Source organism: Lactobacillus sp. B4026, from assembly GCF_026535825.1.
Classification (GTDB): domain Bacteria; phylum Bacillota; class Bacilli; order Lactobacillales; family Lactobacillaceae; genus Lactobacillus; species Lactobacillus panisapium.
In genome coordinates this window covers 26,138-53,048 of sequence record NZ_JAFNPD010000008.1, presented here as the reverse complement: position 1 = coordinate 53,048, position 26,911 = coordinate 26,138, and the positions used below count along the sequence as shown (strand labels likewise).

Sequence of the window (26,911 nt, the reverse complement as noted above, 5' to 3'; positions counted from 1 at the left end):
GAGTTAATGCTTCATTCCTGGCTTAATATCAGCCATTCCAATCATTGGGTCGATTTTACCAGCGTAAATTAATTCAGAAGTAAGTAAATAATCTTTAGGCTTTTCTTCTACCTGCTCGTCTACTTTTGGTGTTTCTACCTTTTTCTCAGGGGTTGTCTGACTAACAACGCCTAATTGCTCTTGCAATTTCTGACTTAAACCAGTTTGCCGATCATTACCAGAAGTATTAAGCGCCATCACATACGCCCGAGGATCGCCAATTAAAACCAAGTTTTTTTCGGCACGCGTAACCGCCGTGTACAGCAGATTCCGTTTCAACATAACATAATTTTGCATTGTTAAACTCAAAATTACTAGTGGAAATTCCGAACCTTGGGCCTTATGAATTGTTATTGCATAAGCTCTGGTCAAATCAAATAAATCTTTTTTGCTAAAGTTTATTTCCCGTCCATCAAAGTCTGCAGTCATACACTTTTGCGGATTTTTTTCATCAATCGCTAAAATTTTACCAATTTGACCATTATATATATCTTTTTCAGGGTTATTTTGTAACTGTAAAACCCGATCCCCTATCCGAAAAGCTTCATCATGAACTTCGAGGATTTTACCGTTAGGTTTAGCCGGATTCATAATTTCCTGTATAACATTATTCAGATTGGTTACTCCACCTGGTCCTTGATACATGGCACCCAAGACTTGAATGTCATCTTTAGCAAAACCATGGGCAATAGCTCTTTCAACTATTTGGCTTACTACATGATCAACTTCATGCGGCGGACAAGAAATGAAAGAATAATTTTTAGTTTTAGTAAACAAAGATTGCTGATCTTCACCCTCATTAATATCATGAGCCAACGTAATAATACTCGAGTCGTCTCCTTGACGGTGGATTTGCTTTAAAACAGTTGTAGGAAAAGCATTAGCCTTAATTAAATCACTAAAGACATTGCCTGCACCAACCGATGGCAATTGGTCCTTATCCCCAACAAAAACGATATGCTTTGTATCATTAATGCTAGAAATCAGTTGCTTAAACAAAAACATGTCAACCATAGACATTTCATCGATAATTAAAATTTCGCCGTTTAATTCGTTTAAATCAGTAGCGTCATTTTCACCAATTCCTAATCCCAACATCCTGTGAATGGTCTTGGCCGTAATACCGGTAATCTCTTCCATTCTTTTAGCAGCCCGACCTGTTGGAGCAGCTAGCAAAAAAGGCGGATCGCTACTGTACAAAGACGAAGCAGGAATTTCAGCCAGCTCTCGCAATGAAAGTAAAATACCATTGATAATAGTTGTCTTACCTGTTCCCGGGCCACCTGTCAGAATCGAAATCGGGTTAGTTAAAGCATTTTTAATGGCCAGCTTTTGGGTGTCGTCATAGCTAATTTTTAATTTCTTCTCAGCATTTTTTATGACCGTTTGAATTGCTCGTTCCTTATATGGCTTGGTGGTATTCTTCCGCTCAATCAAATTCTTCATCGTGAGAGCAATTTCGTTTTCAGTCTCAAAAATAGACTGCAATGCAGCATCTTCACCAGATACAACAATTTTGCCCTGGTGCTGGAGATTGTTAACGCACGTAGCAATGGGATCAAATTGTTTAATTTGTAATAACTTACTTGCTTGCGTTAGAAGTAAAGCCAACTTTACAAAGGTATTTCCCTCTTTACTTAGTTCATCGAGTAAGATTTGGAAAATTGCACCATTAATACGTCGCGGATCATCGGCAGCAATTCCTAATTTACTGCCCATTCTATCAGCACTTTTAAACGCATAGCCCGTAACTTCTGCAATCGCGGCATACGGATCTTGCTCCAATTTAGCTAGAGTTTCACCGTGATAAATTTGATACAGTCTAGCTGCCACTTTTTTATTTAAGCCAAATTGTGCTAATTTAAGAACAATCTCTGAGTATGAGTCCATTGAATTAACACCCGAAATCAAACTGTCCTTTTGCTTTTTGGTTAATGGCAATGTAGCCACTTTAGCCGGATTATCTTTTAACACGGTTAAAGCATTTGTTCCTAAAGCTGAGATGATAGTATCCGCAGCCTTTTTCCCAATTCCCGGAAATTTACTGGAACTTAAATAGCGTGTTAAACTTCCTTTTTCTTGCGGAACTGATTGCTTATAGCTGTCACAGCGAAATTGCAAGCCAAATTTATTATGTACGACTAGCTTGCCGTCAAAAGTGTAAGTTCCACCTTCCTGAATATCGCCAAAACTACCAGTAACTTTAATTTCTTCTCGATCATAATCTTCTAGTTTACCAATGATAGTTACATCAAGAATTTTAAAAAGATCCTGATCGTTTTCAAAAACTATTCGATTTAATTTACCGTTAAACTTAGTCATTTTTCTTTTCCGAATCGTTAATCATTTTTAAAATTGCATCATATTGTTCTTGAGCCTGCTGGTAAAATTTAGGATCCTCTTGTTTAGCCTTGCATAAATATTCTTCAGCTTCCTTGCGATTATCATTAAGAGTTGTTATGCCTAGCATGAAATTGACCTTAGCACTTCTTTGATTCTCGTTTATTTGCTGATAGCTCGATTTTGCACTAGTTAAATCACCTAAGCTTAACCAAATATCTCCCAGCAATTCTTTAACCCGATTATCGATATTTTTAATTGTTAATGCATGGGCTAAAGCTTTCTGTCTTTGTCCCAATTTGAGAAAAACCAGAGCCTTTTGGTATAAGACCAAGTCATCATTTGGGATTTTGTTTAGTAACTCTAGGGCTTTAGCAAAATCGCCTTGCAGATATAGACAAACTGCCAAATCATAGTCTAAATCTTGCGGATTTTTAACAAGATGTTTTGCTTGTTCTAAAAGCTGCGTTGCTTGGTCAAAACTCCCCTGTTCAATTAGACAAGTAGCAAGTTTTAGGTAATTTTCAGTATTTTGCGGGTCTGCATCAATTTTAGTAATCAGATCATGAATCTGCTTTTCAGATTGCTGCTTATTTTTTGCTTGGTTATTTTGGTCATTTGTCATAGTGAATCTGTTCCTAATATTTTTCTTCCTAAAAACTTAGTTTCATTCCAAACGAGTAAGTGAAAACTTTTTCCCTGATCGGTCGTTTCCAAAATACTTAAACTAGTATTACTGAGGGCGCCATTATGACGAATATCATAAAGAGGATAAGCTAAAAGTCCGCCCATGATCGCGCTTAAAGCTGCACCATGACTTACAGCAATTACTTTATCGCTATCATCAGGGTATTTTCGAGCAATTTCCTGCGCAAAACTCCATCCACGCTGAATCACGTCTGAATAATTTTCCCCACCGATACTTTTGCCATCGTACTTTTCAGGGCTATCCCAAATATCCGCGACTTGCTGTGGGTACTGCCTAGCAGCCTCTGAAAAATTAAGTCCTTCCATTTTACCCAAGTCAAATTCGCGTAAACGCTTGTCTCGGTTAATTATTAAAGAAGAAGACATACTCGACTTTAATCTTTTGGCAGTTTCATATGCACGATTTATCGGACTAGAATAAAAGCCAGCAAACTCCGTTTGACTTAAATAATGTCCAAGTTTTTGAATATCAATTAAACTTTGGGGTAAGAGTGGAGAATCACCATGTGCTCCCTGAAATTTTCGTTCTAAGTTCCATTCTGTTTTTCCATGCCTTATAAAATAAATCTGCATTACTAATCGATCAATCTCCTCTTATTGTTACCTTCATAGTTTATCATTTAATTAACGCAATTGAAAAAAGCAAAAAATTCAATAAGACTAACAATCTTATGTTGTATTTGAAAAAGCCAACAAAAAAAGAAAAATGCTCTATACACATTTTTCTTAATTGTTATTACTGTTTAAACTAGCTGTAATTTTTGCTCATTCTGATAAGCACAATCAATATTGCCGCCACCAAGACACTCTTCACCATTATATAAAACGAGTGCCTGACCAGGTGTAACTGCTCGAGCCGGCTCAGCAAAGTAAACCGTCGCGGTATTGGTTGCTGCGTGGTAATCCACTGTTACTTCAACATCTGGCTGACGGTAACGAAACTTTGCGCTACAATGAAGCGTTAGGTCATGATCAGGCTGACCAGTAAAAAACGTCATCCCGCTTGCCTTAAGCTCAGTCGCATAAAGCAACTTGCTATCATAGCCTTGCTCCACAATTAGTTCATTCTTAGCTAAGTTTTTCCCGACCACAAACCAAGGTGCAGTAGACTCCTTAGTCGAGCCAAGCCCTAGACCTGAACGTTGACCGATGGTGTAATACATCAGACCAGCATGCTCGCCTACGATCTTACCGTCAGGAGTAACCATTTTACCCGCTTGTGCTGGCAAAAATTCACTCAGAAACTTTCGGAAATTACGTTCACCGATAAAGCAAATTCCAGTAGAATCCTTCTTTTTAGCATTTACTAAACCATTTTTAATGGCGATTTCTCTAACCTGCGGTTTGGTTAGATTTGCTAACGGAAAAATTACCCGTTTTATTTGGTCTTGCGTCAATTGACTTAAAAAATAGGTTTGATCCTTATTCCCATCTTTTGGACGCATCATATGAGTAATACCGTTTTTATCAGTCACGGTCTTAGCATAATGACCCATAGCAATATAGTCAGCATCCAAATTTAAAGCAAATTCTAAAAACGATTTAAACTTAATTTGACTGTTACACATTACATCAGGATTAGGCGTCCGTCCTTTTTGATATTCGTTTAAAAAATATTCAAAAACACGGTGCCAATATTCTTTTTCAAAGTTAATTGAATAATATGGAATACCAATCTGATCTGCAACTTTTTTAACATCTTCGTAATCTTCAGTTACGGTACAAACACCGGCGTCATCCGTGTCATCCCAGTTCTTCATGAAAACACCGATAACATCATAGCCCTGCTCTTTAAGCAATAATGCAGATACAGAGGAATCAACTCCGCCACTCATTCCAACAACAACTCTGGTCTTTTTAGCCAATTAAATCAATCCTTTACAGCAACAATAATATTACGCTCTTCAAGATCTTTTAAAATATAGTTCAAAAGTTCAACCGTGGGCGCTAATTGCTTGTTTTTAAAAATATTTACTTTTTGCAAACCATTACGATCCGTAATGACCATCGTTAAATGGTTTAAATCTTTGTTAATCGTCATCTTAAGCTTGGTTGGCGCATTATAAGGTGAATCATTGTACAAAGGATGTTCGTAATTAAAATTCCCTTTAACTGTTTTAACAAAGCCCGCATCAATTAATGCATAAAGCTTTAGTTCTGGACTAAGCGTAAATTTACGATTATCACCATTGATTATAACTGTATTTGCCATGATTACACCTCTTGCTTACAAATAATAAGTTAATTTTTCTTAAAAAGCAACTAATTTTCCCTTTGTTGGACTTTTTTAACGATCTTGCTTAGTTGCTCAGCAAATTCCTCTACTTCTGTTTCAGTATTATACCGGCCAAATGAAATTCGGATTGATTCTGAAATTCTAGGAGAATCTTTACCAAAACACGCAATTAACACATGTGACGGCTCAAGTGAACCAGCTGTACAAGCGGAGCCACCCGAGACAGCAAAACCAGCTAGGTCAAGATTAGCCTGCAGCACTGTAGTTGAAACACCATTTAGGCGTAAATTTAGAACGTGATGGGATACATTTTCACCCACGCCACCATTAATCTGATAAGCAATTTTTTCTGCAGTCAATTTGTCTAAAATAATTTTTTGTAATTTTTGATATTTATTCTGCAAATCATTCTTATCAATAGCAGTAATTTCTGTAACAGCTTCACCAAAACCAGCAATACCAGGAACATTCTCCGTTCCAGCCCGCCTTTTAGTTTCTTGCTCTCCACCGTAAACGAGTGGCGGTAACTTAATTTGGTTATTTTCATATAAAAAGCCAAGAAATTTGGGACCATTTATTTTATGGGCTGAAGTAGACAACAAATCTATCTTCATTTCTTTGACATCCAAATCAATATTACCCAGCCCCTGAACCGCATCAACATGAAAATAAGCGTTGCTTTGAGCTACAATTGCCCCAATTTCCTTTAATGGATTAATTGCCCCAATTTCATTGTTGACCGCCATGATTGATACCAGAATCGTTTCAGGCGTTAAAGCTTTTTTTAGGTCATTAAGAGCAATATGACCATGTTCATCTACATCAAGATAAATTACATCAAAGCCTTCTTGCTCCAACTTTTTCATTGGATTTAAAACAGAAGGATGCTCAATCTTAGTCGTAATAATACGCTTACCTTCGTTTTGCCGACTGTGAGCAGTACCTAAAATAGCGGTATTATTACTTTCGGAGCCCCCAGAGGTGAAGATGATTTCATTATCCTTGGCATTAATCGCTGCCGCAATTTTTGAACGAGCCTGATCAATTACATGCCGTGCTTTTCTCCCCAACTCATAAGTGCTAGAGGCATTGCCAAAATCATCCTTCATCTCCTTGGTAATCACATCAATCACTTTGGGAGACATCGGTGTTGTAGCTGCATTATCAAGATATATTTGTTTCATGATTTAATTCATCTCTTCTAAATAGGCACAAATTAACTTAGCAGCCTTTGCCCCTACCTTTTGCGCAAAATGATCGAAATCTTCATTTGCATCATTATCGCCATTATCTGAAATAGCACGCATAGCTACTAATGGTTTATTGAAATGAGCGGCAACCTGTGCAAAAGCTGCTCCTTCCATTTCAACTCCTAAAGCAGTTGCAAAGTTCGCCTTAATCGCCTCTTTTTGCGCTTCAGAGCCGATAAAAGAATCTCCAGTAACTATTAAACCTTCTTGAAATTTAACGTTCTGTTGCTCTAAAAAAGTAGCAAATCGTTTTCTAGCAGGTGAATCTAGTTTAAAAACTGCGGGTTCTCCCGGAATTTGCCCTTCAACATAATCGCCAGCAAGAGTGTTATGCGCATCATGATAAGCAAAAGCGTTAGCTAGTATCAAATCTTCTTTGTGCACTTTCGCCTGTAAAGATCCAGCGGAACCAGTCATGAATATTAAGTCAATATCCACTTTGCTTAGCAAGCTAGCTAGGTTCATCGCAGCCTGAACTTTACCTATTCCACTCAAACCAATATAAATATCATTATGGTTAACGCAAAAATGCTCGAATAACGTTGATCCGAACATTTCTTTGCTACCAGAGTGAAAATACTTGTGATAATATTCTGCCTCAATTTCCATCGGGACAATAATTGCTATCTTCATTTTTACCCTCGTTAATTTTATAGATGAAATAACGCCAGTAATACCAAAATAATTAAAACTAGCATAATAAAAATTGCTCGATTCAATTTTTTCTTTAGTCTAAGACCTTTTTGTTCACTAGTAAGTGCACGGTCATTCGGGGAAATATGCGAATTAGCAGTTTTTTGGCTAAAATTGCCTTGTTTTCTCCGCTTTTCGCGCGTATTTTCCCTGTTTGGCTGCTGAACATTCGACGCACCCTCATTTTCAGACCGAGTAAATTCAGGGTTAACGTCAACTTCCTCATCATTGCCATCAAATGCCGATTTAATTGTATTGAAAAAGCCCTTATTCTTTTTATGCTTATTTTTCTTACGGTAATCTGATCGTTTTTCAGTCATCTTAATCCTTTGCGTTTGCACCTGTTAAAAGCATATTTTCCCATACGCTCATTGCATACAATGTCTTTGCATCAACAATTTTACCCTGTGCAGAAAGTCTCTTCAACTCTTCTAAACTGAACCAATGGCCAGTTAAAAATTCATCAGAATCAAGTGGCCTTTTATCAGTCAATTTTGTTAATGTATCGCAATAAAATAAATACAATTTCTCGTTGGTAAAACCAGGTGACGAATAAAAATCTGTGATTTTTTCCCAATAATCGGCATGGTAGCCGCCCTCTTCATTCAGTTCCCGTTTCATCGCGTCCAAAGGACTCGCATCAGTTTCGTCAACCAAACCTGCAGGAATTTCTAAAGTTAGTTCCTTAATTGGTTCCCGCCATTGTTCAACTAAAAGCATTTCTTGCTTTTCATTTACGGCAATAGCTGCCGCTGCAGGTTGATGCTTAACCACTTCTCTAAGAGTAGTTTCACCATTAGGTAATTTAACTGTTCTAACCGAGAGGTCAACAATTCGACCTGAGAAAATCTGTTTTGAAGAAATTTCAGTTTCTGTTAAATCCATTTATTCACTTTCCTGTAGATTGGGCCAAGTAAACATTTACGCACTGAAGCCCATTTTTTCCTTGAGCAAGTTGATATTTAACTTTTTGCCCAACTTGAAGACGACGATAGCCCTCTTCTTTAATTGCAGTATAAAATACAAAATACGATTTATGGTTCTCACTATCTTCAATAAAACCAAAACTGCTGTTTTGATCAAATTGTTTTACTGTACCTAAACGCATTATTCCTCTAATCCTTCTTGGACAATATCTGGATAATCACTTTTGACTATCTTAGCACAACGTCCACAAATTAGTGGCAAATCTTTGTCCTCACCAATATCAGTTCTGATCATCCGGCAACGTGGACAAACCTCGCCTTCAGCACGTTCAACAATATATGCCCCATTAGTCAATTTTTCGGCATTTGCAGGTGCTGGGGCAGTTGCAATGGTTAATTTAGAAACAATTAAAATTTGTCTGAAGTTGGCATCAAGTTTAGCTAAAACAGCTTTAGTTTCCTTATCAGGATAAATTGTCACTGCAGCTTCAAATGACTTACCAATCAACTTTTTATCACGTGCTTGCTCTAAAGCCTTCAAAACATCGTCACGCATACTCATAAATTGTTTCCAGTCTGCTAGTAGTTCCGCCTCATTTTGATATTCGGAAACTTCTGGCATGTCAGCTAATTGGACATAGTCTTCTTTTTCTTTTAAAAATGACCAAATTTCTTCCATCGTGTGAGGCAAGATTGGCGTTAATACTTTGGCTAATTTGACTGCTGCATCGTAAATAACGGTTTGCATTGAGCGTCTAGCATGACTGTCTTGACCTTCAATATACAAAACATCTTTAGCGAAATCCAAGTAGAACGCAGATAAATCATTTGAAATAAATGAAAAGACCTTCTTATAGACCGTATTAAAATCATATTGCTCGTATTTATCTAAGCAAGTTTTTACCAATTGGTTCAAAAGTACTTCGAGATATTGATCAACTGAGTTTAACTCTTCATACGGAATTCGATCTTTTTCTGGATCAAAGTCAGACGTATTGGCAAGCATATAACGGAATGTATTTCTAATCTTCCGGTAGCTCTCTGAGGTCTGCTGCAAAATATCCTGCGAAACGGCAACGTCGGAAGTTGCATCTACAGAAGCAACCCAGAGTCGAATAATTTCGGCTCCCATCCGTTTGATTACATCATTTGGTGCGATAACGTTACCAAGTGACTTAGACATTTTATGTCCCTTATCATCAAGGACGAACCCTTGAGATAAAATACTGCGGTATGGCGCTTGTCTTGTAGTAGCAACTGAAGTAATTAAACTTGAGTTAAACCATCCCCGGTATTGATCACTACCTTCAAGGTATAAGTCGGCAGGAAAACGCAAGTTTGGTCTTTTAGCCATTACAGCTTGGTGTGATGACCCTGAATCAAACCAAACATCTAGAATGTCAGTTTCTTTTCTGAATTCACCATTTGGTGAATGCTCAGAGGTAAAGCCTTCCGGTAATAATTCTTTGGCAGTGTGCTTATACCAAGCATTTGAGCCCTCTTTAGCAAAGATTTGCGCAATATGCTCAATTGTTTCTGGCGTTACGATCGGCGTATCATCTTCGGCGTAGAAAATTGGTAACGGAACACCCCAAGCACGTTGACGCGAAATTACCCAGTCTCCCCGGTCCTTAATCATATTATGCAGACGAACTTTACCCCACGCAGGTGTGAAGTTAACTTTATCAATTTGATCAAGAATTTGTTGACGACATTTTTCGATTGAAGCAAACCATTGAGTTGTGGCGCGATAAATTACGGGCTTCTTGGTACGCCAATCATGTGGATATGAGTGGGTAAAGAAACTCAATTTTAGCAAATTGCCGGATTTGCGCAATTTTTCTGCAACTACTTTATTTGCATCATCATAAAACATGCCCACTAAATCGGGATCTGGTACTTCAGACGTAAAGCAGCCTTTGTTATCCAATGGACTAAAGACAGGCAAACCATACTTTTGGGCTACATTATAGTCATCTTCACCAAAGCCCGAAGCTGTATGAACTAAGCCTGTACCATCTTCTGCGGTAACGTGCATAGCGTTCATCAACAGTACATCCTGGCCATATAATGGATGAGTTGCCAGCATACGGTCCATATCTGAGCCTGCTAGATGCTGAACTACCTCATAATTATCCCAACCTAAAGTTTCGGCAACTGCTTTTAAGCGGTCAGTTCCAACGACATATTTTTTGTCATTTACTTTTACAACGGAATAGTCAAAGCTTGGATTAACAGTAATACCTTGGTTTGCAGGAATAGTCCATGGCGTTGTTGTCCAGATCAAGAAGTAGGTGTCTTTTGGATCTAAAATATTTTTACCGTCTTTAACCGGAAATGCAACAAAAATTGAAGGTGATTTAACATCATGATATTCGACTTCGGCTTCCGCTAAAGTGGATTCACTTGATGGTGACCAATAAACTGGCTTTTTACCCTTATAAATGTAGCCCTTTTCATACATCTTACCAAAAACACGAATTTCTTCAGCTTCGTATTCCGGCTGCAACGTTATATAAGGATGATCCCAATCGCCCATTACACCAAGGCGCTTAAAATCAGCCATTTGCTTTTTGATTTCTTTTTTAGCGTAGTCTTCACATAATTGACGGTAATCTGCTCGACTCATTTCTTTGCGGTTAACGCCCTGTTTCGCTAATTGCTGCTCAATTGGCAAGCCGTGCGTATCCCAGCCAGGAACATAAGGAGCATAGTGACCGCTCATATTTTTAAAGCGAACAATAATATCCTTTGAAATCTTATTTAAAGCATGACCCATGTGAATGTTGCCGTTAGCAAACGGAGGACCATCATGTAAATCAAACCGTGGTTTACCCTCATTTAATTTTAGCCGTTGCTCGTATAATTTATTTTCATCCCATTCTTTTTGCCACTCGGCTTCACGAACTGGAAGATTGCCGCGCATTTTGAACTTAGTTTTACCTAAATTCAGCGTATCTTTCACTCTCATTTAAATTCCTTTCTGTCAAAAAACCTCGTCCTAAAATTAGGGCGAGGTTTATTCATCGTGGTACCACCTAAATTGAGCTTTTAAACTCCACTTATAGATTGCGTAACGTGCAATTACCGAATAAACAATTTAGTTAGCAGCTGATCAACTATCGAGCTCTTATATTAGCCTTACACCACCGCTAATTCGCTGATTTGCTTTCAAGTTTTACTGCCTGTTTATTATTTATGATTCTTATCACTATCGGGAAAAATAATTTGCGCACCTGGTTCTACAATTGGCGCATTTTCATTTTCTCGTAAATTCACCGTTTCAGAATTAGGACTATCTCCAGCCATTGGCTTAGGATCATCTGCGGTGTCTTCATCAAAGTTTACTTCATCATCTCCGCCATTGTCAACCTCAACAGTAACATCATCGTCGTCATCTTCATCAACAACTTCTTCTGCATCTGTTAACATGATAGGCTCAGCACCATCTGGTGGGTAAAAACGTTCAGTCGAAAAATATTTATCAAGGGCCTTTTGCCATTTCTCATCATCAAGATTTTTGATTGCTTGTTGTAAAAGTTCTTGAATGTAACGTCTATAACCCGCAACTTCTTTTTTAACCCGATCATAATCTGCTTTGATTGTATCTAATTGCTGCTTCTGGTATTCAGTATCAACTTTAGCTTGAGCAGTTTCATTATGAGCTTGTTGCGTAGCTGTATTAATGATTTCTTGGGCTTTTACATGTGCATCAGCTAGTTGAGCCTTGGCTGCTGATTCATTATTATGAAACCTGGTTACTTCCGCTTGTAATTTTTCAACTTGATGATTTAGTTGTGTAATTTGATTTTTCAAATCAACCGTTTCATCAAGTGCATCTCCATAATCATCAACAATCCGATCTAGAAACGCATCAACTTCATGCCGATCATAGCCACTTAGGCCTCGTTTTTTAAATTCTTGATCATGAATGTCCATGGGGGTTAGTTTTTTTGTCTGTTTTTTCTTGTCTGCCACAGCTTCAGCACCACCTTAAATTTACCTTTTCTCGTAGACGAGATATTCATTACCTGGCATCTTCCAAAATGTCGCAAACTAATGATATCAGTTTCTTTTACTATTATATTAGAATCTCGCACTCCATGCCAATTTAATTTCACTAAATTCGCGGTAATTGCGTCTTTGATCATTTTACGACTTTGTTTACTAATGCCCGATAATACTGCATCAATTCTTAACGATGCAGCGATAATCGTTGCGTCAGTACTATCATCTTCAGCATGCAAAATATCTTTGGCAGCAATTGGCCGAATTTTAACTTGCGAGCGGCCAATTCGGCTAATCTCTTCCTGAAAAAAAGTAACTAACTCATTTTTTACAAAGATTTGCCAATGACCCGCATTGTCAGTAATGATATCACCAAAAGTATCAGTTTCGATTCCAGAATTAACTATGCTACCTAAAATCGCACTATGCGATAAGTGCGCGAATTTTTGCGGATACACTATTTCGCAAGGTGTAATTTCATAGGCGCAAGGAGCTAAATTGACCCAGTCCTCAGCCATATAAACCCGTTTTTTCTCAGCATTAGTGTATCCACCAAATTCTTGAATAAACAGGTCGTTACCACTAATTGTTTTTAAAATATCTCGTTCACCAGGATTTAAAAAATCAGTCAAAATAGGTTGATGCTTAAAAACAATGCTATTGAAAAAACCGGTCATTTTATCAATAACCGATTTTTCTTCTGAATCAAAATATGGATAGAATTTGCTAGCTTGCCGTTTCTTCATTATAAAAAGATCCTTAATAAAATATTAGCAATCCAGCCCAATACGTAATCTTGAATAAAATAAAGCACTAACAATCCAATTAAAAACGATATATCCAAACCAGTCGAATTAGTTAAAGTTTGAATTGGTCCTTTGCGGAACAGATTTACATAAGGGTCAACCAGACGATCAATTAGTCGACCTACAAATGAATCGCGTAGCATCGGCACCCAGCTCATAATTGCATCAATAACCATAACAATACTGTATACCCAAATAATCCACTTAATGGTATTTAGGATGTAATAAATTGCTGTAAGCATTAACTCAAATTATCTTTCTTATCTACTAAATCGCTAATTTTACCATTAGTAACAAACTTCGGCGGGGTTGCCAAGAAAATTTTGTCACCAATACGTTGAATCTCGCCATTTAACGCATAAACAGTGCCAGTAATAAAGTCAACGATTCGACGCGCTGAGGCATCTTCCATTCGACTGAAATTAATAATTACTGCTTTATTACTCAGCAAGTTTTGTGCAACATCTTTTGCGTCTGAATAAACACGGGGTTCATACAAAACAATTTTGCTTTTAGCAGAATTGATTCCAGATTTGATGGAAACCACTTTATCATGATCAATCGCACCATTTGGAATATTATCCTCATCGGTTATTTCTTGGTCATCAACATATTCTTCGCCGTCTAATAACTCGTCTTCGTCATCAGAAACACCGAAAAACTTACCTATTTTACTAAAAGCCATTACATTGCCTCCTATTAGTTTTCACCACGGTGTCTAAAAAACGGGATATCATCTGTATCATCGTCGTCAATAGCACTCGTTTCAATTTGTGAAATACTGCTTTGGTCGTCATCATCAAAAGAAGTCTGTCTTTCACTAGATTCAACACTGGCTGGTGTCGAACGTCTAGTTTCTTGGGTGTCATCACTATTTAAGCCCCAAACACTTGTAGGGTCAACCATAGTCTTATGCTTAGGTGCTGGTTGTACCTGTGTTTGTTGGTTAACCGCCGTTTCTTCTTCAGCAGCAGGTTTTGCAGTACCTTGTTCTGGTACTTGTGAGCGTGACTCTTTGCTTGGCTGAGCCTTAACTTGATGACTGCGGCCAGGTAGCTGCTTTGAAGCCTTTTCTTCAGCCTGCGAACTAATTCCTGTTGCAATAACAGTCACAACAACTTCGTCGCCTAAATTAGGATTAATTGAAGTACCAAAGATAATGTTGACATCATCACCAGCGGCCTTCGAAACTATTTCTGAAGCATCTTGTGCTTCAAATAGAGTCAAATCAGGTCCACCAGTAATGTTCAATAGAACTTGCCGAGCACCATCAATTGAAACTTCAAGAAGTGGTGAAGAAATTGCCAACTTAGTAGCTTCAACTGTTCTATTTTCACCACTAGCGCGGCCAATTCCCATTAAAGCAGCCCCTTGATTAGCCATAACTGTCTTAACGTCAGCGAAGTCGAGGTTAACGTAATCAGTTGAAGTAATCAAATCTGAAATACCTTGCACACCTTGCTTTAATACATTATCAGCTTCTTTAAAGGCATCCATCATTGGTGTCTTCTTGTCAACCATCTCAAGCAACCGGTTATTTGCAATAATAACAAGTGTATCAACATATTGCTTTAATTGCGAAATACCCTCAGCCGCATTTTTTGAACGCTTCGGGCCTTCAAATGTGAATGGTCGTGTGACTACACCAACAGTTAAGGCACCAGTTTCACGCGCAATTTTTGCCACAACAGGTGCGGCACCGGTACCAGTACCACCACCCATTCCTGCGGTAATAAAAATCATATCTGCACCCTTTAGTGCATCTTCGATTGTTTGTTCACTCTCTTCTGCAGCTTTTTGACCTACTTCAGGATGTGAACCTGCACCTAAACCACGAGTTAGTTTTGGCCCAAGCTGAATTTTAGTTTCTGCCTTATTACTATTAAGAGCCTGAACATCAGTATTCGCAGCTACAAAAGAAACTCCTTGTACGCCGTCATCGATCATTCGATTAACAGCATTACCACCAGCACCGCCGACACCAATCACCTTGATGACAGCATTTTTATTGTCGTCCGAATCGAATGTGAAATCCATCTAATTAACCACCTTTAATCAAAGAACTTTTTAAAGAAATTCTTAATGCTTTTATCTTTATTTTGCGTATTATTTTTTGATTTGCCTTGCGATCTCTTCTCTCGCTTTAACAACTCATGTCTATTATATTCTTCTTTTACTTTGGTTTCATTACCAGCAACTGCTCTTTTTGAATTTTTAGCAATTTTTTCGTTGTGCTCTTCTGGTTCTCCCAGTAAGTCTTTACCGTAAATGGCACTGATAACCAAAAAGTCAATATCAGACATTTTATATGCATAGTTTACTATACCATAAGCAGCCGAATAAACTGGATTACGCATCCCAATTTGATCAGGTTGATATATCCGCGTTTTAATATTCAGTTTCGAAGCAATGATATTATCAATTCCCTGAAGCAAACTATTGCCACCAGTAATCACAATCCCACCCGGAAGTTTGAGTGCATCATGCTTTACTAAGCCTTTTTCAATTCGACTGACAATTTGCAAAATTCGTGCATTAATAATTTCACTTAGATAGACTTCATCAACCATTTGCTGGCCGTTAGAACCAACACTGTTAACCGCAAATTTATTCTTAGCTGACGCTAAATTTGGATCAGCGTAGCCATAATCTAGCTTAATTTGCTCTGCATCACTCTTAGATGTGCTCAAAACGGCAGAAACATCATTTGAAATATCACTACCGCCTTCAAAGTCAATATTTGCGTACTTGATCTGGCCATTATGAATAACTGTTGCAGTGGTAACTCCACCACCTAAATCAAGAATAATTGAACCAAATGTGCGCTCACTTTCATCAAGAGCAACACTAGCAATAGCAAGAGGGGTTGGGATAAAGAAGTTATTTTGATAGCCCGCACGCTCGACTGCCTTTTTGATATTATGCAACGGGCTCGCAGGCGCAGTTAACAAAATCCCCTGCACTGCCAAAGAATGTGCAATCATTTTACGGGGATCGTCAACTTCGGTTCTACCATCGATTAAAAATCGACTAGGTAAAAAGGCGATTGGTTCCCTTTCACTTTTAACTGCTGATTTAATTGCTGCTCGAACAACCCGTCTAACATCGTTATTACCGACTTCTTGACCGTTGTCACTCACATTAATTAAATCGCTTGCTGTTTCAAGCTGCAGCATTCCTACCGGAATGCCCGTTACAACACGATAAATTTTTGCATTAGTCTTATTCGCAATTTCTTTTAATGCTCGTCCAATCGCATCCGCTGTTTCATCAATATCAACGATATTACCATGCCGCATTCCTTTATTCGGAACTGCCACCGCACCTATTACTTTGCCTGAATCCGCAACAACTGCTTTAACGCTGGTAGTACCTATATCCAGTCCCACCAAAAGATTTGTATTGTCCAAAATTAACCCCCCGTCGATGCTCTTTTAAAAAGTTTAACATAAAAAAAGCATAAATTCAGCTTATGTTAAGCCATAAGCCCGCTTTTCATTTGGAGTAAGTGGGCGACTAAATGCTCCTACTTCCAAATCAATCAAACTGTTTTTTCCTACTTTAGTCTTTATTTCATTATAATACTTTAATTTGCTTTTGAGGGTTGAGACGTTGCCGATGACTACGTTTCCATCTTTCATCAAAAAAATCACTTGCGATTTACGACGGGTATTTCCACTCAAAAGCTTGATCTGACTCTGAAAGTCACTTGGCAAGCTATTAAATAATTTGAGATTGTTTTTCAACGAAACCTCATGATTGTAGCCAATAAAAACCGGCTTATCTTGACTTACTTTATTCCAAGGTAATAATTGCGTACCTAACTTTCCGTGGGATAATATTTTACAATATCCATTTTCTTTTTTAATATAACCAATCGTTTTATATTCATTAATCTGTAAAACTAGTTGATTAAAATGGTTTACGCTAATATTAACATTTTTTACCTCGGTATATTTATCAGTTAACTTATTATTAACATCATTTAAATGAAGTAAATAATCAATAACCTTGTCACTCGGTCTAATTTCGGAAGTTTTAACTACTTCCTTAAGTGGTAAATCTGTTCCACCTTCAATTTTGACACTCTGAATGTTGGCCAGTGGTGAAATATAATAGCCCAAGGCAATGATAAATAAAATAGAGATGCCCACAATTAAGCCTAGTCGCTTAAAAAGAGCGTTTTTACGCTCACTGTGCAATTTAGAAAGTGAGGCAGAGATTTTAGTTTGGTTTTTTCTTTTCTTTTGCTTAGATTGATGATCCAAATAGCGTGACAGCTTTTCCTTGGGATCAATCTTAGTTATCCGCTTTTTTGTCAACTGTCTCACCTCCACTCTTAATTATTTTGCGATTTCTTGCATTACCTTTATTACTTGGTCAGAAGCATTTGGAACGCCAAGCTTTTTAGAAGCATTACTCATTTCATCTGCATATTTGCTATCAAGCAAAATATGGTCGATTGAAGAAATAAAGTTATTAGGATTAAGGTCGTTTTCAGCAATTACTGTTGCCGCACCCTTTTTCTCAAGGTCGAGTGCATTAATCATTTGATGATTATGAGTCACGTTAGGACTCGGAATTAAAATTGCCGGTACGCCAAGAGCAGTAAATTCCGCTATACTTGTCGCACCTGATCTTGAAACTACACACGTCATTTTCGGTAGTAACGCTGGCATATCTTTGACATAAGGAAGAATTTTAATTGTTTTTCCGTAATCAATACCTGCTAGTTTCTTCTGGATTTCGTCATAATAATAAGTTCCAGTTACCCAAATAATTTGATAAGGCTTCTTTTCCAGTTTAGTTAACGATTTTAACATAATCCGATTAATCGCTAATGCTCCACGGGAACCCCCAAAGACTAGGACGGTAGGAGTTTTAGGATTTAAGCCCCACTTACTCTGCAAATCCACCTTCGAGGCAGCCAAACCTAAAACTTGCTGCGAACGAGGGTTACCAGTTTTAACCAGCTTTTTCTTTTCCCGAAATTGTTTAGCAGCATCGTCAAAGGTGTAACATATTTTATCAACATAATGACCTAAAAACTTATTTGCCACACCGACAACTGAATTAGATTCGTGAATCATCGTGGAAACATGCAATTTGGCTGCAGCAAAGACTATTGCTCCACTAACATAGCCACCAGTTCCGACAACTACGTCAGGCTTAAAATCAGTAATAATCTTCTTAGCCTTTTTAGTAGCCTTCATAAATAGGTTAACAGTCGCAAAATTACTTAATAAATGTTTCCGACTAAATCCTTGAATTTCAATTGTCTGAAAGTTAACCCCTGCAGCAGGAACTATCTTCGCTTCAAGTCCTTTTTTTGTCCCAACAAACAGAATTTCATCATTTGTTGCAATATTTCTTTCTTTTAATCTCTCGATTAATGCCATTATTGGATAAATGTGGCCACCTGTACCGCCACCTGTAAAAATAATCCTCATTTTACTTCGTTTTAAGTTCCTTAACAAAATTTACAAAATAATCGCCACGTTCTTCAAAGGTTCTAAACTGATCCCAAGAAGCACAGGCTGGTGAAAATAGCAAAACATCACCTGGACTGGTTAACTCATAGGCCTTAGGGACAGCTTCTTGAAGCGAGTTTTCAATAACAATTTCCTTGATACCGGCCTTTCTAGCTGCATCAGCCAGTAAATAGCGCGTCTCACCATACAGCACGATTGCTTTGACGTGCTTTTTTAGTAGCGGCACCAATGAATCAAAATTAAATCCGCGATCAAGGCCGCCAGCTATCAACACTTCTGGTTCACTAAAAGAAGGTATGGCCACACTTGCAGCCTCGATATTAGTTGACTTTGAATCATTATATATTTTTCGATCGTCTAATGTCATAACATATTGCAATCGGTGCTTAGCTCCGGTAAATGTAGCTAGCACCTTGCGAATATCGTCATCATTTGCGCCCATCATCTGCGCAATTGCACTGGCGACAAGAGCATTTTGCTGATTATGAATTCCTGGGAGTTTCATGTCCTGCGTCTTCATAATCTTACCTTCATGGCTCTGCAAATAACCATCAGCGATAAAATAATCTGCTGCTTGATCATTCTCAGAAAAGGTTAGTACCTTGGCCTTGGTTGCTTCTTTTTCTTTTGCTAAAATTTCCTTTTGATCAAAGTTAGCCAAAAAATAATCTTGGAACGTTTGCGTTCGCGTAACATTTAATTTGGCATTAACATAATTAGCAAATGTCTTGTGGTAATCCAAGTGGACATTGTGATAAATATCAACAATTGCCGCAACTTTAGGATCAATATCAGTCACTCCCAATAATTGAAAGCTCGACATTTCAACAACTAGAATGTCATCTTTGGTAGCTTTTTCGACCACCTCAGAAATTGGAACTCCGATATTACCAACAGCATAAGCATGGTGATTTTGCGGGGCTAAATGATGCTCAAGTATTTGCTGCGTCAGCATAACTGTCGTAGTCTTACCATTTGAACCGGTGACACAAACATAAGGTGCCTCACTTACGTTTAGGGCAATTTCTGGTTCAGTAATTACTGGAATAGACAAATCAAGAGCTTTTTTTACCATTGGATTGTCATAAGGAATACCAGGATTTTTGACTAAATAATCAAAATGCTCGTCACTTAATAGTTCGACTGGATGATGACCACCAATTACGCGTACACCTAATTCCTTGAGCTTTTGGGCATGCTCGTTTTGTGCAAGTTCTGCCTGGTCGTTCAAAGTCAGCTTTGCACCAAGTTTAAGCAACAACATACTTACTGCAAAACCGCTTTTTCCTAGGCCTAAAACTAAAATATTCTTATCGACATATTTTTTTATTTGCCTCATTATTTTTTTAACCCCAAATTATTAAATATAAAATACTACCAATTAAACCAACAATCCAAAAAATGATATCAACTTTCCATTCGGAATAGCCGAGCATCTCAAAATGGTGATGGATCGGCGTCATTTTGAATATTCTTTTGCCTGTAGTTTGGTAAGAAATAACTTGAAGAATTACACTAGCCGTTTCGCAAACAAAAACAATTCCAATCAAAAGCAATGACCACGGTCTATTTAAGAATAAACTAACAGCAGCTAATCCGCCACCAAGTGCTAAGGAGCCGGCATCACCCATAAAAATTTTAGCAGGTTTATGGTTAAAAATAAAAAATGAAATTAAACCGCCGATAACACTCATACAGAAAATGAGAACCGCAAAATTCTTTTGCTTAAGAGCCAAATAGGCATATGTCGCATATGCAATGATTGATAACCCTGTTGCTAGCCCATCTAGCCCATCTGACAAGTTAACTGCGTTTGAAAAGCCAACCAGCCAAAAAATTTCAAAAATTGTGAATAGAACAACGCTAGTGACAGTGCCAATAAAGGGAATATATAGACCAAAACTAAAGTGATCCGTTGCTGCAATACCAATAATAATGACTGCAATCAAAATCTGTAGTGCAAACTTTTGCCAGGCTTTTAATCCGAGATTGCGTTTATAAAATAGCTTAATACCATCGTCTAAAAAGCCAATAATACCGTATCCTAATAAACTGATTAATAAAATCCAGATTAATTTATTTAATTGATTTTGCCAGCAGGCAACCCATACGGTGGAAATAACCGTCGAAAGAACAAAAACAACACCACCCATCGTTGGCGTTCCTGATTTTTTTTCGTGCCACTTTGGACCTTCATCTCGAATTTCTTGTCCTTCATGATGGCTCCGCATAAAAATAATCATCCACGGTAAAAAAATACCGGTTAAGACTAATGAACTAACTAATGCAATGATGCTGATTACTAGCATAAAAAGTGCTACTCCTTTAATTTAACTTTGATTTTTGTTCCCGACTTTATGGTTGAATTCACCGAACGACTTTGCTCTTGCACGATGCCAGTTCCCTGAATTGTAATTTTTGCGCCAGTCAAGTCAGCAAACTGGTGCAAATCGTCAATTGTCCAGTTTTTCATATTTGGACAAGTAATCTTGCCGGAAGTCATAACAAACATTCGCTTTCCAGCTTCTTGCTTCTGGTTCTGTTTAATTGACTGTTCAGTTATTTTATCACCACTACCTATCTTGGCAAGCCTTAAGCCCAGTTGACGAGCCTTTTTTTGTGCCTCAGAATAAGGCATTTCTGTGAAGTCAGGTATTTTAACAATCGTTGAATCATCGACCTCATTTTTCGACATTAAAATGACCCGGTTCATCACTGGCTTAAAAATTGATGACAAGATTACTTCTGCTGGTTTAGTCATTTTACGTGGCTGCTTTACAGTAATATAGATACAATACCGCGGATGCTTAGCTGGTGTCACACCGACAACTGAAAAAGTATAATTGTTATCGCCCTTGAGGTAGCCTCCACCTTTAAGATTAGCGATTTGTGCCGTACCGGTTTTAACGGCAATACTTTCACCTTTAATGCGGTAAACAGAACCTGTCCCAATTTGTTTATTTAAGACCCGCCGCATATTTGCCAAAACAACTTGAGCCGTCTCTTTTGAATAAATCGGTTGGCCAACATTTTTTACTTGGTAGCCAGAAATTGTTTTGCCTTCCGCATTAGTAATTTTCTCAACGAATTGGGGCTTAACCATTTGACCGTCATTAGCCAAACTGCTGAATGCCTGCATCATTTGCATCACATTGACGTTAACACCTTGACCAAAACTGGTAACCGCTTGGTCAATTGGCGACTTAAACGCAATTAAACCTGGTTGTTCCCCTGGTAACGTTACATTCGTTTTTTGCCCAATATGAAATTTATTCAGATATTTACGCCAAGTTTTTGCACCCATTTGTTGCTCAATGTGAACAAACCCGGTATTACTGGAACGTGGGAATGCTTGAGAAAATGGAATACTACCCCAGCCATGCGGTTGCCAGTCATGAATTACAGAACCACTAACCGTGACTGATCCTGAATTATAGTACTGATTTGGATGGTAACTACCACTATTAGCTGCCGCAGATAGCGTTAATACCTTGAAAACTGAACCCGGTTCATAAGTATCTTGCACTAAAATGTTACGGTAAGAATGTTCTATGCCCTTTTTTGTTTGCGGATTAAAAGTTGGTCTTTGTGAAGCAGCCAAAATCTTACCCGTTTTCATGTCTTCAACCACAGCCGTCATTGAAACTGGGGCAAAATTATTTTGAACATACGACAAGCGACTTTCAAGATATTCTTGAAGTTGAGAATCAATAGTTAGGTAAAGATTATTACCATTCTTGGGTGGTTGGAAGTTTTGAACACTATTCGGAGTTTGAAAATTAGACGCATCAACTGATGAAATCTGATAACCATCCTTACCTGATAGTTCATCGTTATACCATGCTTCCAAGCCCATTGTACCGACTAAGTTCTGAGTTCGCTTCTTCTTATCATATTCGGGGCTTGCTATCCCAATCACATGAGAAGCAAAATTACCGTTAGGATATAGGCGCGATTGCGTTTCGAAGAATTTAATTCCCGGAAGCTTCATCTTTTCAATTTGATCCTTTTGCTTCTTGGTTAAACCAATTCCCGCAGTCCCAAATTGAACTTGAAAAACAGGATGAGTAGGATTCAAATAATGCAGTATTTGACTACTTGATAATGGCAGCACCTTAGCTAACTTGGCAGCCGTTTCTTCTTTATTTACAACGTATTCAGGCTTATTTTTATAATTGATCGAAGACTTATCCAAGATGGCATAAACAGTATATAGATGCGAGTCCTGTGCAACCGCTAAACCATTTCGATCATAAATCGTTCCCCTAGTTGCCTTCAGAACTTGATTACGCATATAAAGCTGTTCTGTCTTTTTAGTTAAATCTTCTCCACTAACAGTCTTGGAGATTCCAATATACAAAAATCTGCCTATAAATACAAGAAAAACCAAAGCTACGGCTACCTGGAGGAATCTACCTACTGTAAAACGGTATTTGTGAGCTTTGGATTTTTGCGAATTTAAATTACTATTGTGCTTTTTCATTAGCGAATAGTCCTAATATTTTTTTCAATTAGAGTCAACCCTTTACTCTTAGCAATTTTATTCATTCTTGCACTTGAGGTTAACTCACCTAATTCTTGATGTAAATCACTAACTTGATTTTGCCCTTTTGCAACTGCACGTTGCACACTGGTTAATTCATGTTGTGCTGAAGTGGCAGAAATGCTTGAAGAAACTAATAGGGTCATTAATCCCAGTGTAATAATGGTTCCTAGAACAAGTAAAAACTTTTCTAGGCCATTCCAAGCAACGCGACTATGATCTAAGACCTGTCTTTTTCGTTGCTCGGGCTCTTGTTGTTTATTAGGATTAAATTCTACTTTTCTTGCTAAACTATCAGCCATTGCTATTTCCTCTTCACAATTTTTCCGCAACCCGCAACTTTGCACTGTGTGAGCGGTTATTGTTTTTTAACTCTTCATCTGAAGCAATGATTGGTTTACGATTAACCAAGCGAAGTGTTGGCTTCATACTATCTGGTATCATCGGCATTCCTCTCGGAACTTCAACTTCTGAGTATTTCTTAAAAATGTTTTTTACGATTTTGTCTTCGTCAGACTGAAAAGTTATCACACTAATTCTACCGCTTGGCTTCAAAAGCTCAATGGCTTCTTCAAGTGATTCCTGCAAAACATCAAGTTCGTGGTTAACTGCCACTCTTAAAGCTTGAAATGTCTTCTTTGCAGGATGCCCTCCAGTCCGGCGTGCAAACGCAGGAATCGCTTCCTTAATAACCTCTACCAATTCAAAAGTTGTTTCTATTGGTTTCTTTTGTCTTCTTTCGACGATTTTGCGAGAAATTTGACGGGAATATTTTTCATCCCCAAACTTATACAAAATATTAGCTAATTCTTTCTGACTCGAATTGTTAACTAATTGGTATGCATCAAGTTCTTGGCTTTGATCCATTCTCATATCTAGTCTAGCATCGAAACGGTATGAAAAGCCGCGTCCTGCTTGATCAAATTGAGGAGATGAAACCCCCAAATCATAGTATATACCGTCAATGCCATTTTGATAACCAAGATCTACTAGGTTCTCCTTCAAATGACTAAAATTGTCGTGTACAAGCTCTAACTTGGGTTCACTATCAGGATTTAACAAATCCGCAAAGTTTAACTGTGCTGACTTTATTGCATATTCATCTTGGTCGAAACCAATTAGTGTTCCTCGATCAATTTTGCTTAGCAAATATTTTGCATGTCCGCCACCACCGAAAGTTGCGTCTACGTAAAGACCACCATCATGGGGTTTTAAATTTTCAATTGTTTCATGTAAGAGTACACTGGTGTGTTTGAATTCCATAGTCATATTAAAGCTCAATATCGTCCAAATCTTCTGCGATGTCATCATAGTTATCATTAGCTTGGTCGCTAAATTCTTCCCAACGTTCTTTTGACCAAATTTCAATCCGGTCTGAAACGCCAACAATGACACATTCTTTAATCAGGGATGCGTGTTTCTTCAGTGTTGTGGTCAGATTAACACGTCCCTGCTTATCGAATTCGCATTCCATTGCACCAGAGTAGAACAAACGCGTAAAACTACGCGCATTTCTCTTAGTCAACGGAAGTTGTGCTAACTTAGCCTCAATTTTTTGCCATGCTTCAGTAGTATAGCCAAAAATGCAGCCTTCCATTCCACGAGTAAAAATCATCTTGTCACCAATCTGAGTACGCAAACGAGCGGGAATAATTAACCGCCCTTTACTGTCAAGATTGTGATGATATTCACCCATGAACATGGTCTAGCCCCCTTCCAAATAATAATTTACCACATTTCACCACTTCCTACCACTTTTTAGTATAAAATTTACATTTTTTATTTATCCATGTTTAAAAGCAAAAAAAGATCGAAATCCCATGCGAGATTTCGACCCTTTAAGGTTATTTTGCTGGTGTCACGTCAGCCCATTAAATCATCATAAATAATAATCCGATGTACCAGAATATCGTGTTCATGGTGAGAAAGTCCCAGATTTCACGAAAAATTTTGCCCAAAGAAATATTTTTGTTTTTAACTGCCTCGGATATTGCGATTATTATTACTAAAATAAAAAACAACAAAAATCCGTATGGTAAAAATTCAGGTCTTTTTTCCTGAACCACAATTAAGTGGCAGGCAATCACTAAGAAAAATGGGAGAATATCATACCCATGAAACTGTGCTTTTGGAAAAAGCCTATTTAATAAAACTGCCAAAAAAATCCCAATAAGTGGTAATAAAAAAATTAAAAGCATATTTTTGTCCTCTACTATTACTTAATTTCCATTTTAGCTTAATAGCTGTTTGAAAAAAACCATTAAGTAGAATAAAATATTGTTCAAATAGGAGGTCTAGTAATGGCACGGAAACACAAAAAGAAAAAATCAGGTTTTGAAAGATTAACTATCTTCATGGCTTGGCTAATGGCAATTATAACCTTAGCGGCTGTTTTAGTTAACGTTTTAATGGGCCTGGGAATTTTCGAATAAAAAACGTGAGAAATAATTTCTCACGTTTTTTAATTTTGATAATTTTCGAGTTTTACCATAAATGGAAAATTATCAGCTAGACTGCCCCAAATTTTATACGTAACTACTGCAAATACAAGTGACCAACCAATAGTTGGCAAAAAACTGCCAAGTAATGCAGAAACGGAAATGTTGCTGATACCCATTAAGTTCAAAACTAACCAATTATAACTATTAATTAATATTGTACCTAGTAAGACTGCTATCAGCCTTACCCAAAAAACTTCGGGAAAAAAACGTGCAACCTTTTGCAATAGCCAGCACACACAAGGCAAGCAAACAGAATAAAGTCCTAAAACACCAAAAAAGTAAATGTCACTAATTACACCTGCTCCTATGGCTAACCATAATTCTTTGGAATTAGTGTCATCAAATAAGGCAATCAACATCATCCCAATCGGCATTAGTTGATTTACACCCACGTTGAAAAAAGGATGCAAGTACATTGATAGACTACCATTTAAAACTAAGGCCACAAATAACCATAGAGCCAGCGTAAATTTTCGTAAAGAACGCATTAATCCGTCACCGTCCTTTTAATAACGGTTACAACAGACGGATCGTTCAATTCACCAGCTGGGTTTATTCTAATTAAATCTGATAAGCCAAAGGAATCATGAGTCGTAGTTGCTACTTTACCAACTAATAATCCCTTAGGAGAATTACCACCCATTCCACTGGTATAAATTTTAGTCCCCTGTTTTAGCTTTTTGCTATCAATTGCTTGAGTGAAAGCTAAAGTTTTATTACCAATAACAGTAATTATGCCATGAACCTTTTTGCCATTGGTTGCTTCTGCTTCGACAGCAAACCGGTTAGCAGACTTATCAGTCGCAGTAATCAATTCAACTTTTGCTGAAGCTGCACTGACTTCAATAATCCGACCGATAACACCGCCACCAGACATAACCGCCATATTTTTCTTGAGGCCGGCAGTTGCACCTTTATTAATCACAAGTAAATCTGTCCAACTATCAGGTGAACGAGAAATCACAGAAGCATTAATCATATCAAAGTCGGTTAGAGTCTTCTTCACTTTTAGCGCTTCTTTTAATTGACGATTTTCAGCCTCTAGACTGGCATTCCGTGTCTTCGTTTGTTCTAACTCCGTTACCCGACTTTTCAGATAATTATTTTCATTTTGTGTATTTAGTAAGTCATGAACCGTGTTAAAACTGCCAGAGACAAGTCCAATTGGAAAATCAACAATTCTTGCTCCTACAGCAACAATATCATTGCCAAAGCTTTGAACAACTAATGGTGTGCTTCTTTTATTCCGCAAGCTTACAGATCCGCCAATGATTGAAAAAATCACGATAACGGCAATACAAACTGATAATAATTTTTTGTTTTGTAGAAACTTCTTCATCTGGAATTGATCCCTAAAGAAAAGCCGGCA

Annotated in this window: 29 protein-coding genes; 1 reads left to right on the top strand and 28 read right to left on the bottom strand. The window is 37.8% G+C overall.

The annotated features are described in order from the left end of the window. Positions 1-3: 3 nt before the first annotated feature. The 26 genes from J3U69_RS07525 to J3U69_RS07400 all read right to left on the bottom strand — a co-directional run bounded on the left by J3U69_RS07525 (position 4) and on the right by J3U69_RS07400 (position 25,239). A complete protein-coding gene (locus tag J3U69_RS07525) occupies positions 4-2,361 on the bottom strand; it encodes an ATP-dependent RecD-like DNA helicase (RefSeq protein ID WP_267413584.1) in 2,358 nt (785 codons plus the stop codon). After that, complete coding sequence (locus J3U69_RS07520; protein ID WP_103751542.1) at positions 2,354-3,004, bottom strand: tetratricopeptide repeat protein; 651 nt, start codon at positions 3,002-3,004, stop codon at positions 2,354-2,356. Before J3U69_RS07520 ends, J3U69_RS07525 begins: the two co-directional genes overlap by 8 nt. Continuing rightward, entirely contained in the window at positions 3,001-3,660 is a 660-nt protein-coding gene (locus J3U69_RS07515; protein ID WP_220235371.1) for a histidine phosphatase family protein, read from the bottom strand. The genes J3U69_RS07520 and J3U69_RS07515 overlap by 4 nt, the downstream gene beginning before the upstream one ends. 170 nt (positions 3,661-3,830) lie before the next feature. Then, complete coding sequence (gene mnmA, locus J3U69_RS07510) at positions 3,831-4,952, bottom strand: tRNA 2-thiouridine(34) synthase MnmA (RefSeq protein WP_267413583.1); 1,122 nt, start codon at positions 4,950-4,952, stop codon at positions 3,831-3,833. A 5-nt stretch (positions 4,953-4,957) separates the two neighbouring features. After that, positions 4,958-5,299 (bottom strand): DUF1831 domain-containing protein, encoded by a 342-nt coding sequence (locus J3U69_RS07505; protein WP_103751540.1) that lies wholly within the window; start codon positions 5,297-5,299, stop codon positions 4,958-4,960. A 50-nt stretch (positions 5,300-5,349) separates the two neighbouring features. Then, positions 5,350-6,507 (bottom strand): cysteine desulfurase family protein, encoded by a 1,158-nt coding sequence (locus J3U69_RS07500; protein ID WP_267385264.1) that lies wholly within the window; start codon positions 6,505-6,507, stop codon positions 5,350-5,352. 3 nt (positions 6,508-6,510) lie between these two features. Further along, positions 6,511-7,206, bottom strand: coding sequence for a 5'-methylthioadenosine/adenosylhomocysteine nucleosidase (locus J3U69_RS07495; RefSeq protein WP_103751538.1), 696 nt, complete (start codon positions 7,204-7,206; stop codon positions 6,511-6,513). Between the two features lie 17 nt (positions 7,207-7,223). Beyond that, entirely contained in the window at positions 7,224-7,586 is a 363-nt protein-coding gene (locus J3U69_RS07490) for a hypothetical protein (RefSeq protein WP_267413582.1), read from the bottom strand. A 1-nt stretch (position 7,587) separates the two neighbouring features. Further along, the gene (locus J3U69_RS07485; protein ID WP_220221085.1) at positions 7,588-8,151 is read right to left on the bottom strand and encodes an NUDIX hydrolase; all 564 of its coding nucleotides are present in this window, start codon (positions 8,149-8,151) and stop codon (positions 7,588-7,590) included. A 4-nt stretch (positions 8,152-8,155) separates the two neighbouring features. Next, the gene (locus J3U69_RS07480; RefSeq protein ID WP_103751535.1) at positions 8,156-8,374 is read right to left on the bottom strand and encodes a cold-shock protein; all 219 of its coding nucleotides are present in this window, start codon (positions 8,372-8,374) and stop codon (positions 8,156-8,158) included. Beyond that, complete coding sequence (gene ileS / locus J3U69_RS07475) at positions 8,374-11,163, bottom strand: isoleucine--tRNA ligase (RefSeq protein ID WP_267413580.1); 2,790 nt, start codon at positions 11,161-11,163, stop codon at positions 8,374-8,376. Before ileS ends, J3U69_RS07480 begins: the two co-directional genes overlap by 1 nt. A 221-nt stretch (positions 11,164-11,384) precedes the next feature. After that, positions 11,385-12,170 (bottom strand): DivIVA domain-containing protein, encoded by a 786-nt coding sequence (locus J3U69_RS07470; RefSeq protein ID WP_267413578.1) that lies wholly within the window; start codon positions 12,168-12,170, stop codon positions 11,385-11,387. Further along, entirely contained in the window at positions 12,137-12,946 is an 810-nt protein-coding gene (locus J3U69_RS07465; protein WP_267413577.1) for an RNA-binding protein, read from the bottom strand. Before J3U69_RS07465 ends, J3U69_RS07470 begins: the two co-directional genes overlap by 34 nt. Next, positions 12,946-13,248, bottom strand: coding sequence for a YggT family protein (locus J3U69_RS07460; RefSeq protein WP_103751531.1), 303 nt, complete (start codon positions 13,246-13,248; stop codon positions 12,946-12,948). Before J3U69_RS07460 ends, J3U69_RS07465 begins: the two co-directional genes overlap by 1 nt. Beyond that, the gene (locus J3U69_RS07455; protein WP_220221081.1) at positions 13,248-13,691 is read right to left on the bottom strand and encodes a cell division protein SepF; all 444 of its coding nucleotides are present in this window, start codon (positions 13,689-13,691) and stop codon (positions 13,248-13,250) included. The genes J3U69_RS07460 and J3U69_RS07455 overlap by 1 nt, the downstream gene beginning before the upstream one ends. A 14-nt stretch (positions 13,692-13,705) precedes the next feature. Beyond that, positions 13,706-15,043, bottom strand: a complete 1,338-nt coding sequence (gene ftsZ, locus J3U69_RS07450; RefSeq protein WP_267413576.1) for a cell division protein FtsZ — start codon at positions 15,041-15,043, stop codon at positions 13,706-13,708. A 14-nt stretch (positions 15,044-15,057) separates the two neighbouring features. Continuing rightward, positions 15,058-16,416, bottom strand: coding sequence for a cell division protein FtsA (gene ftsA / locus J3U69_RS07445; protein WP_267413574.1), 1,359 nt, complete (start codon positions 16,414-16,416; stop codon positions 15,058-15,060). A 60-nt stretch (positions 16,417-16,476) separates the two neighbouring features. Next, positions 16,477-17,328, bottom strand: coding sequence for a cell division protein FtsQ/DivIB (locus tag J3U69_RS07440; protein ID WP_220221078.1), 852 nt, complete (start codon positions 17,326-17,328; stop codon positions 16,477-16,479). A 21-nt stretch (positions 17,329-17,349) separates the two neighbouring features. Further along, positions 17,350-18,456: an undecaprenyldiphospho-muramoylpentapeptide beta-N-acetylglucosaminyltransferase gene (gene murG, locus J3U69_RS07435; RefSeq protein ID WP_267413573.1), complete on the bottom strand. Its 1,107-nt coding sequence runs from the start codon at positions 18,454-18,456 to the stop codon at positions 17,350-17,352. Position 18,457: 1 nt separating this feature from the next. Continuing rightward, entirely contained in the window at positions 18,458-19,837 is a 1,380-nt protein-coding gene (murD, locus tag J3U69_RS07430; protein WP_267413572.1) for a UDP-N-acetylmuramoyl-L-alanine--D-glutamate ligase, read from the bottom strand. A gap of 7 nt (positions 19,838-19,844) precedes the next feature. Continuing rightward, the gene (gene mraY / locus J3U69_RS07425; RefSeq protein WP_220221075.1) at positions 19,845-20,807 is read right to left on the bottom strand and encodes a phospho-N-acetylmuramoyl-pentapeptide-transferase; all 963 of its coding nucleotides are present in this window, start codon (positions 20,805-20,807) and stop codon (positions 19,845-19,847) included. Between the two features lie 8 nt (positions 20,808-20,815). Next, the gene (locus J3U69_RS07420) at positions 20,816-22,981 is read right to left on the bottom strand and encodes a penicillin-binding protein (RefSeq protein WP_267413570.1); all 2,166 of its coding nucleotides are present in this window, start codon (positions 22,979-22,981) and stop codon (positions 20,816-20,818) included. Then, on the bottom strand, positions 22,981-23,343 hold the full coding sequence (ftsL, locus tag J3U69_RS07415; protein WP_103751522.1) for a cell division protein FtsL: 363 nt from the start codon (positions 23,341-23,343) through the stop codon (positions 22,981-22,983). The genes J3U69_RS07420 and ftsL overlap by 1 nt, the downstream gene beginning before the upstream one ends. Positions 23,344-23,356: 13 nt before the next feature. Then, entirely contained in the window at positions 23,357-24,304 is a 948-nt protein-coding gene (rsmH, locus tag J3U69_RS07410) for a 16S rRNA (cytosine(1402)-N(4))-methyltransferase RsmH (protein ID WP_220221073.1), read from the bottom strand. Positions 24,305-24,311: 7 nt separating this feature from the next. Then, positions 24,312-24,743 (bottom strand): division/cell wall cluster transcriptional repressor MraZ, encoded by a 432-nt coding sequence (gene mraZ / locus J3U69_RS07405; RefSeq protein ID WP_103751521.1) that lies wholly within the window; start codon positions 24,741-24,743, stop codon positions 24,312-24,314. A gap of 169 nt (positions 24,744-24,912) precedes the next feature. Then, positions 24,913-25,239, bottom strand: coding sequence for a DUF3397 domain-containing protein (locus J3U69_RS07400; RefSeq protein WP_103751520.1), 327 nt, complete (start codon positions 25,237-25,239; stop codon positions 24,913-24,915). A 102-nt stretch (positions 25,240-25,341) separates the two neighbouring features. Here J3U69_RS07400 and J3U69_RS07395 point away from each other — a divergent pair, with 102 nt between their 5' ends. After that, positions 25,342-25,473 (top strand): DUF4044 domain-containing protein, encoded by a 132-nt coding sequence (locus tag J3U69_RS07395; RefSeq protein ID WP_103751519.1) that lies wholly within the window; start codon positions 25,342-25,344, stop codon positions 25,471-25,473. A 29-nt stretch (positions 25,474-25,502) separates the two neighbouring features. Here J3U69_RS07395 and mreD read toward each other — a convergent pair whose 3' ends face one another. Together mreD and mreC are read right to left on the bottom strand one after the other, a co-directional pair. Beyond that, complete coding sequence (gene mreD, locus J3U69_RS07390; RefSeq protein ID WP_220221072.1) at positions 25,503-26,030, bottom strand: rod shape-determining protein MreD; 528 nt, start codon at positions 26,028-26,030, stop codon at positions 25,503-25,505. Beyond that, positions 26,030-26,881, bottom strand: a complete 852-nt coding sequence (gene mreC / locus J3U69_RS07385) for a rod shape-determining protein MreC (protein WP_103751517.1) — start codon at positions 26,879-26,881, stop codon at positions 26,030-26,032. The genes mreD and mreC overlap by 1 nt, the downstream gene beginning before the upstream one ends. Positions 26,882-26,911: the final 30 nt, after the last annotated feature.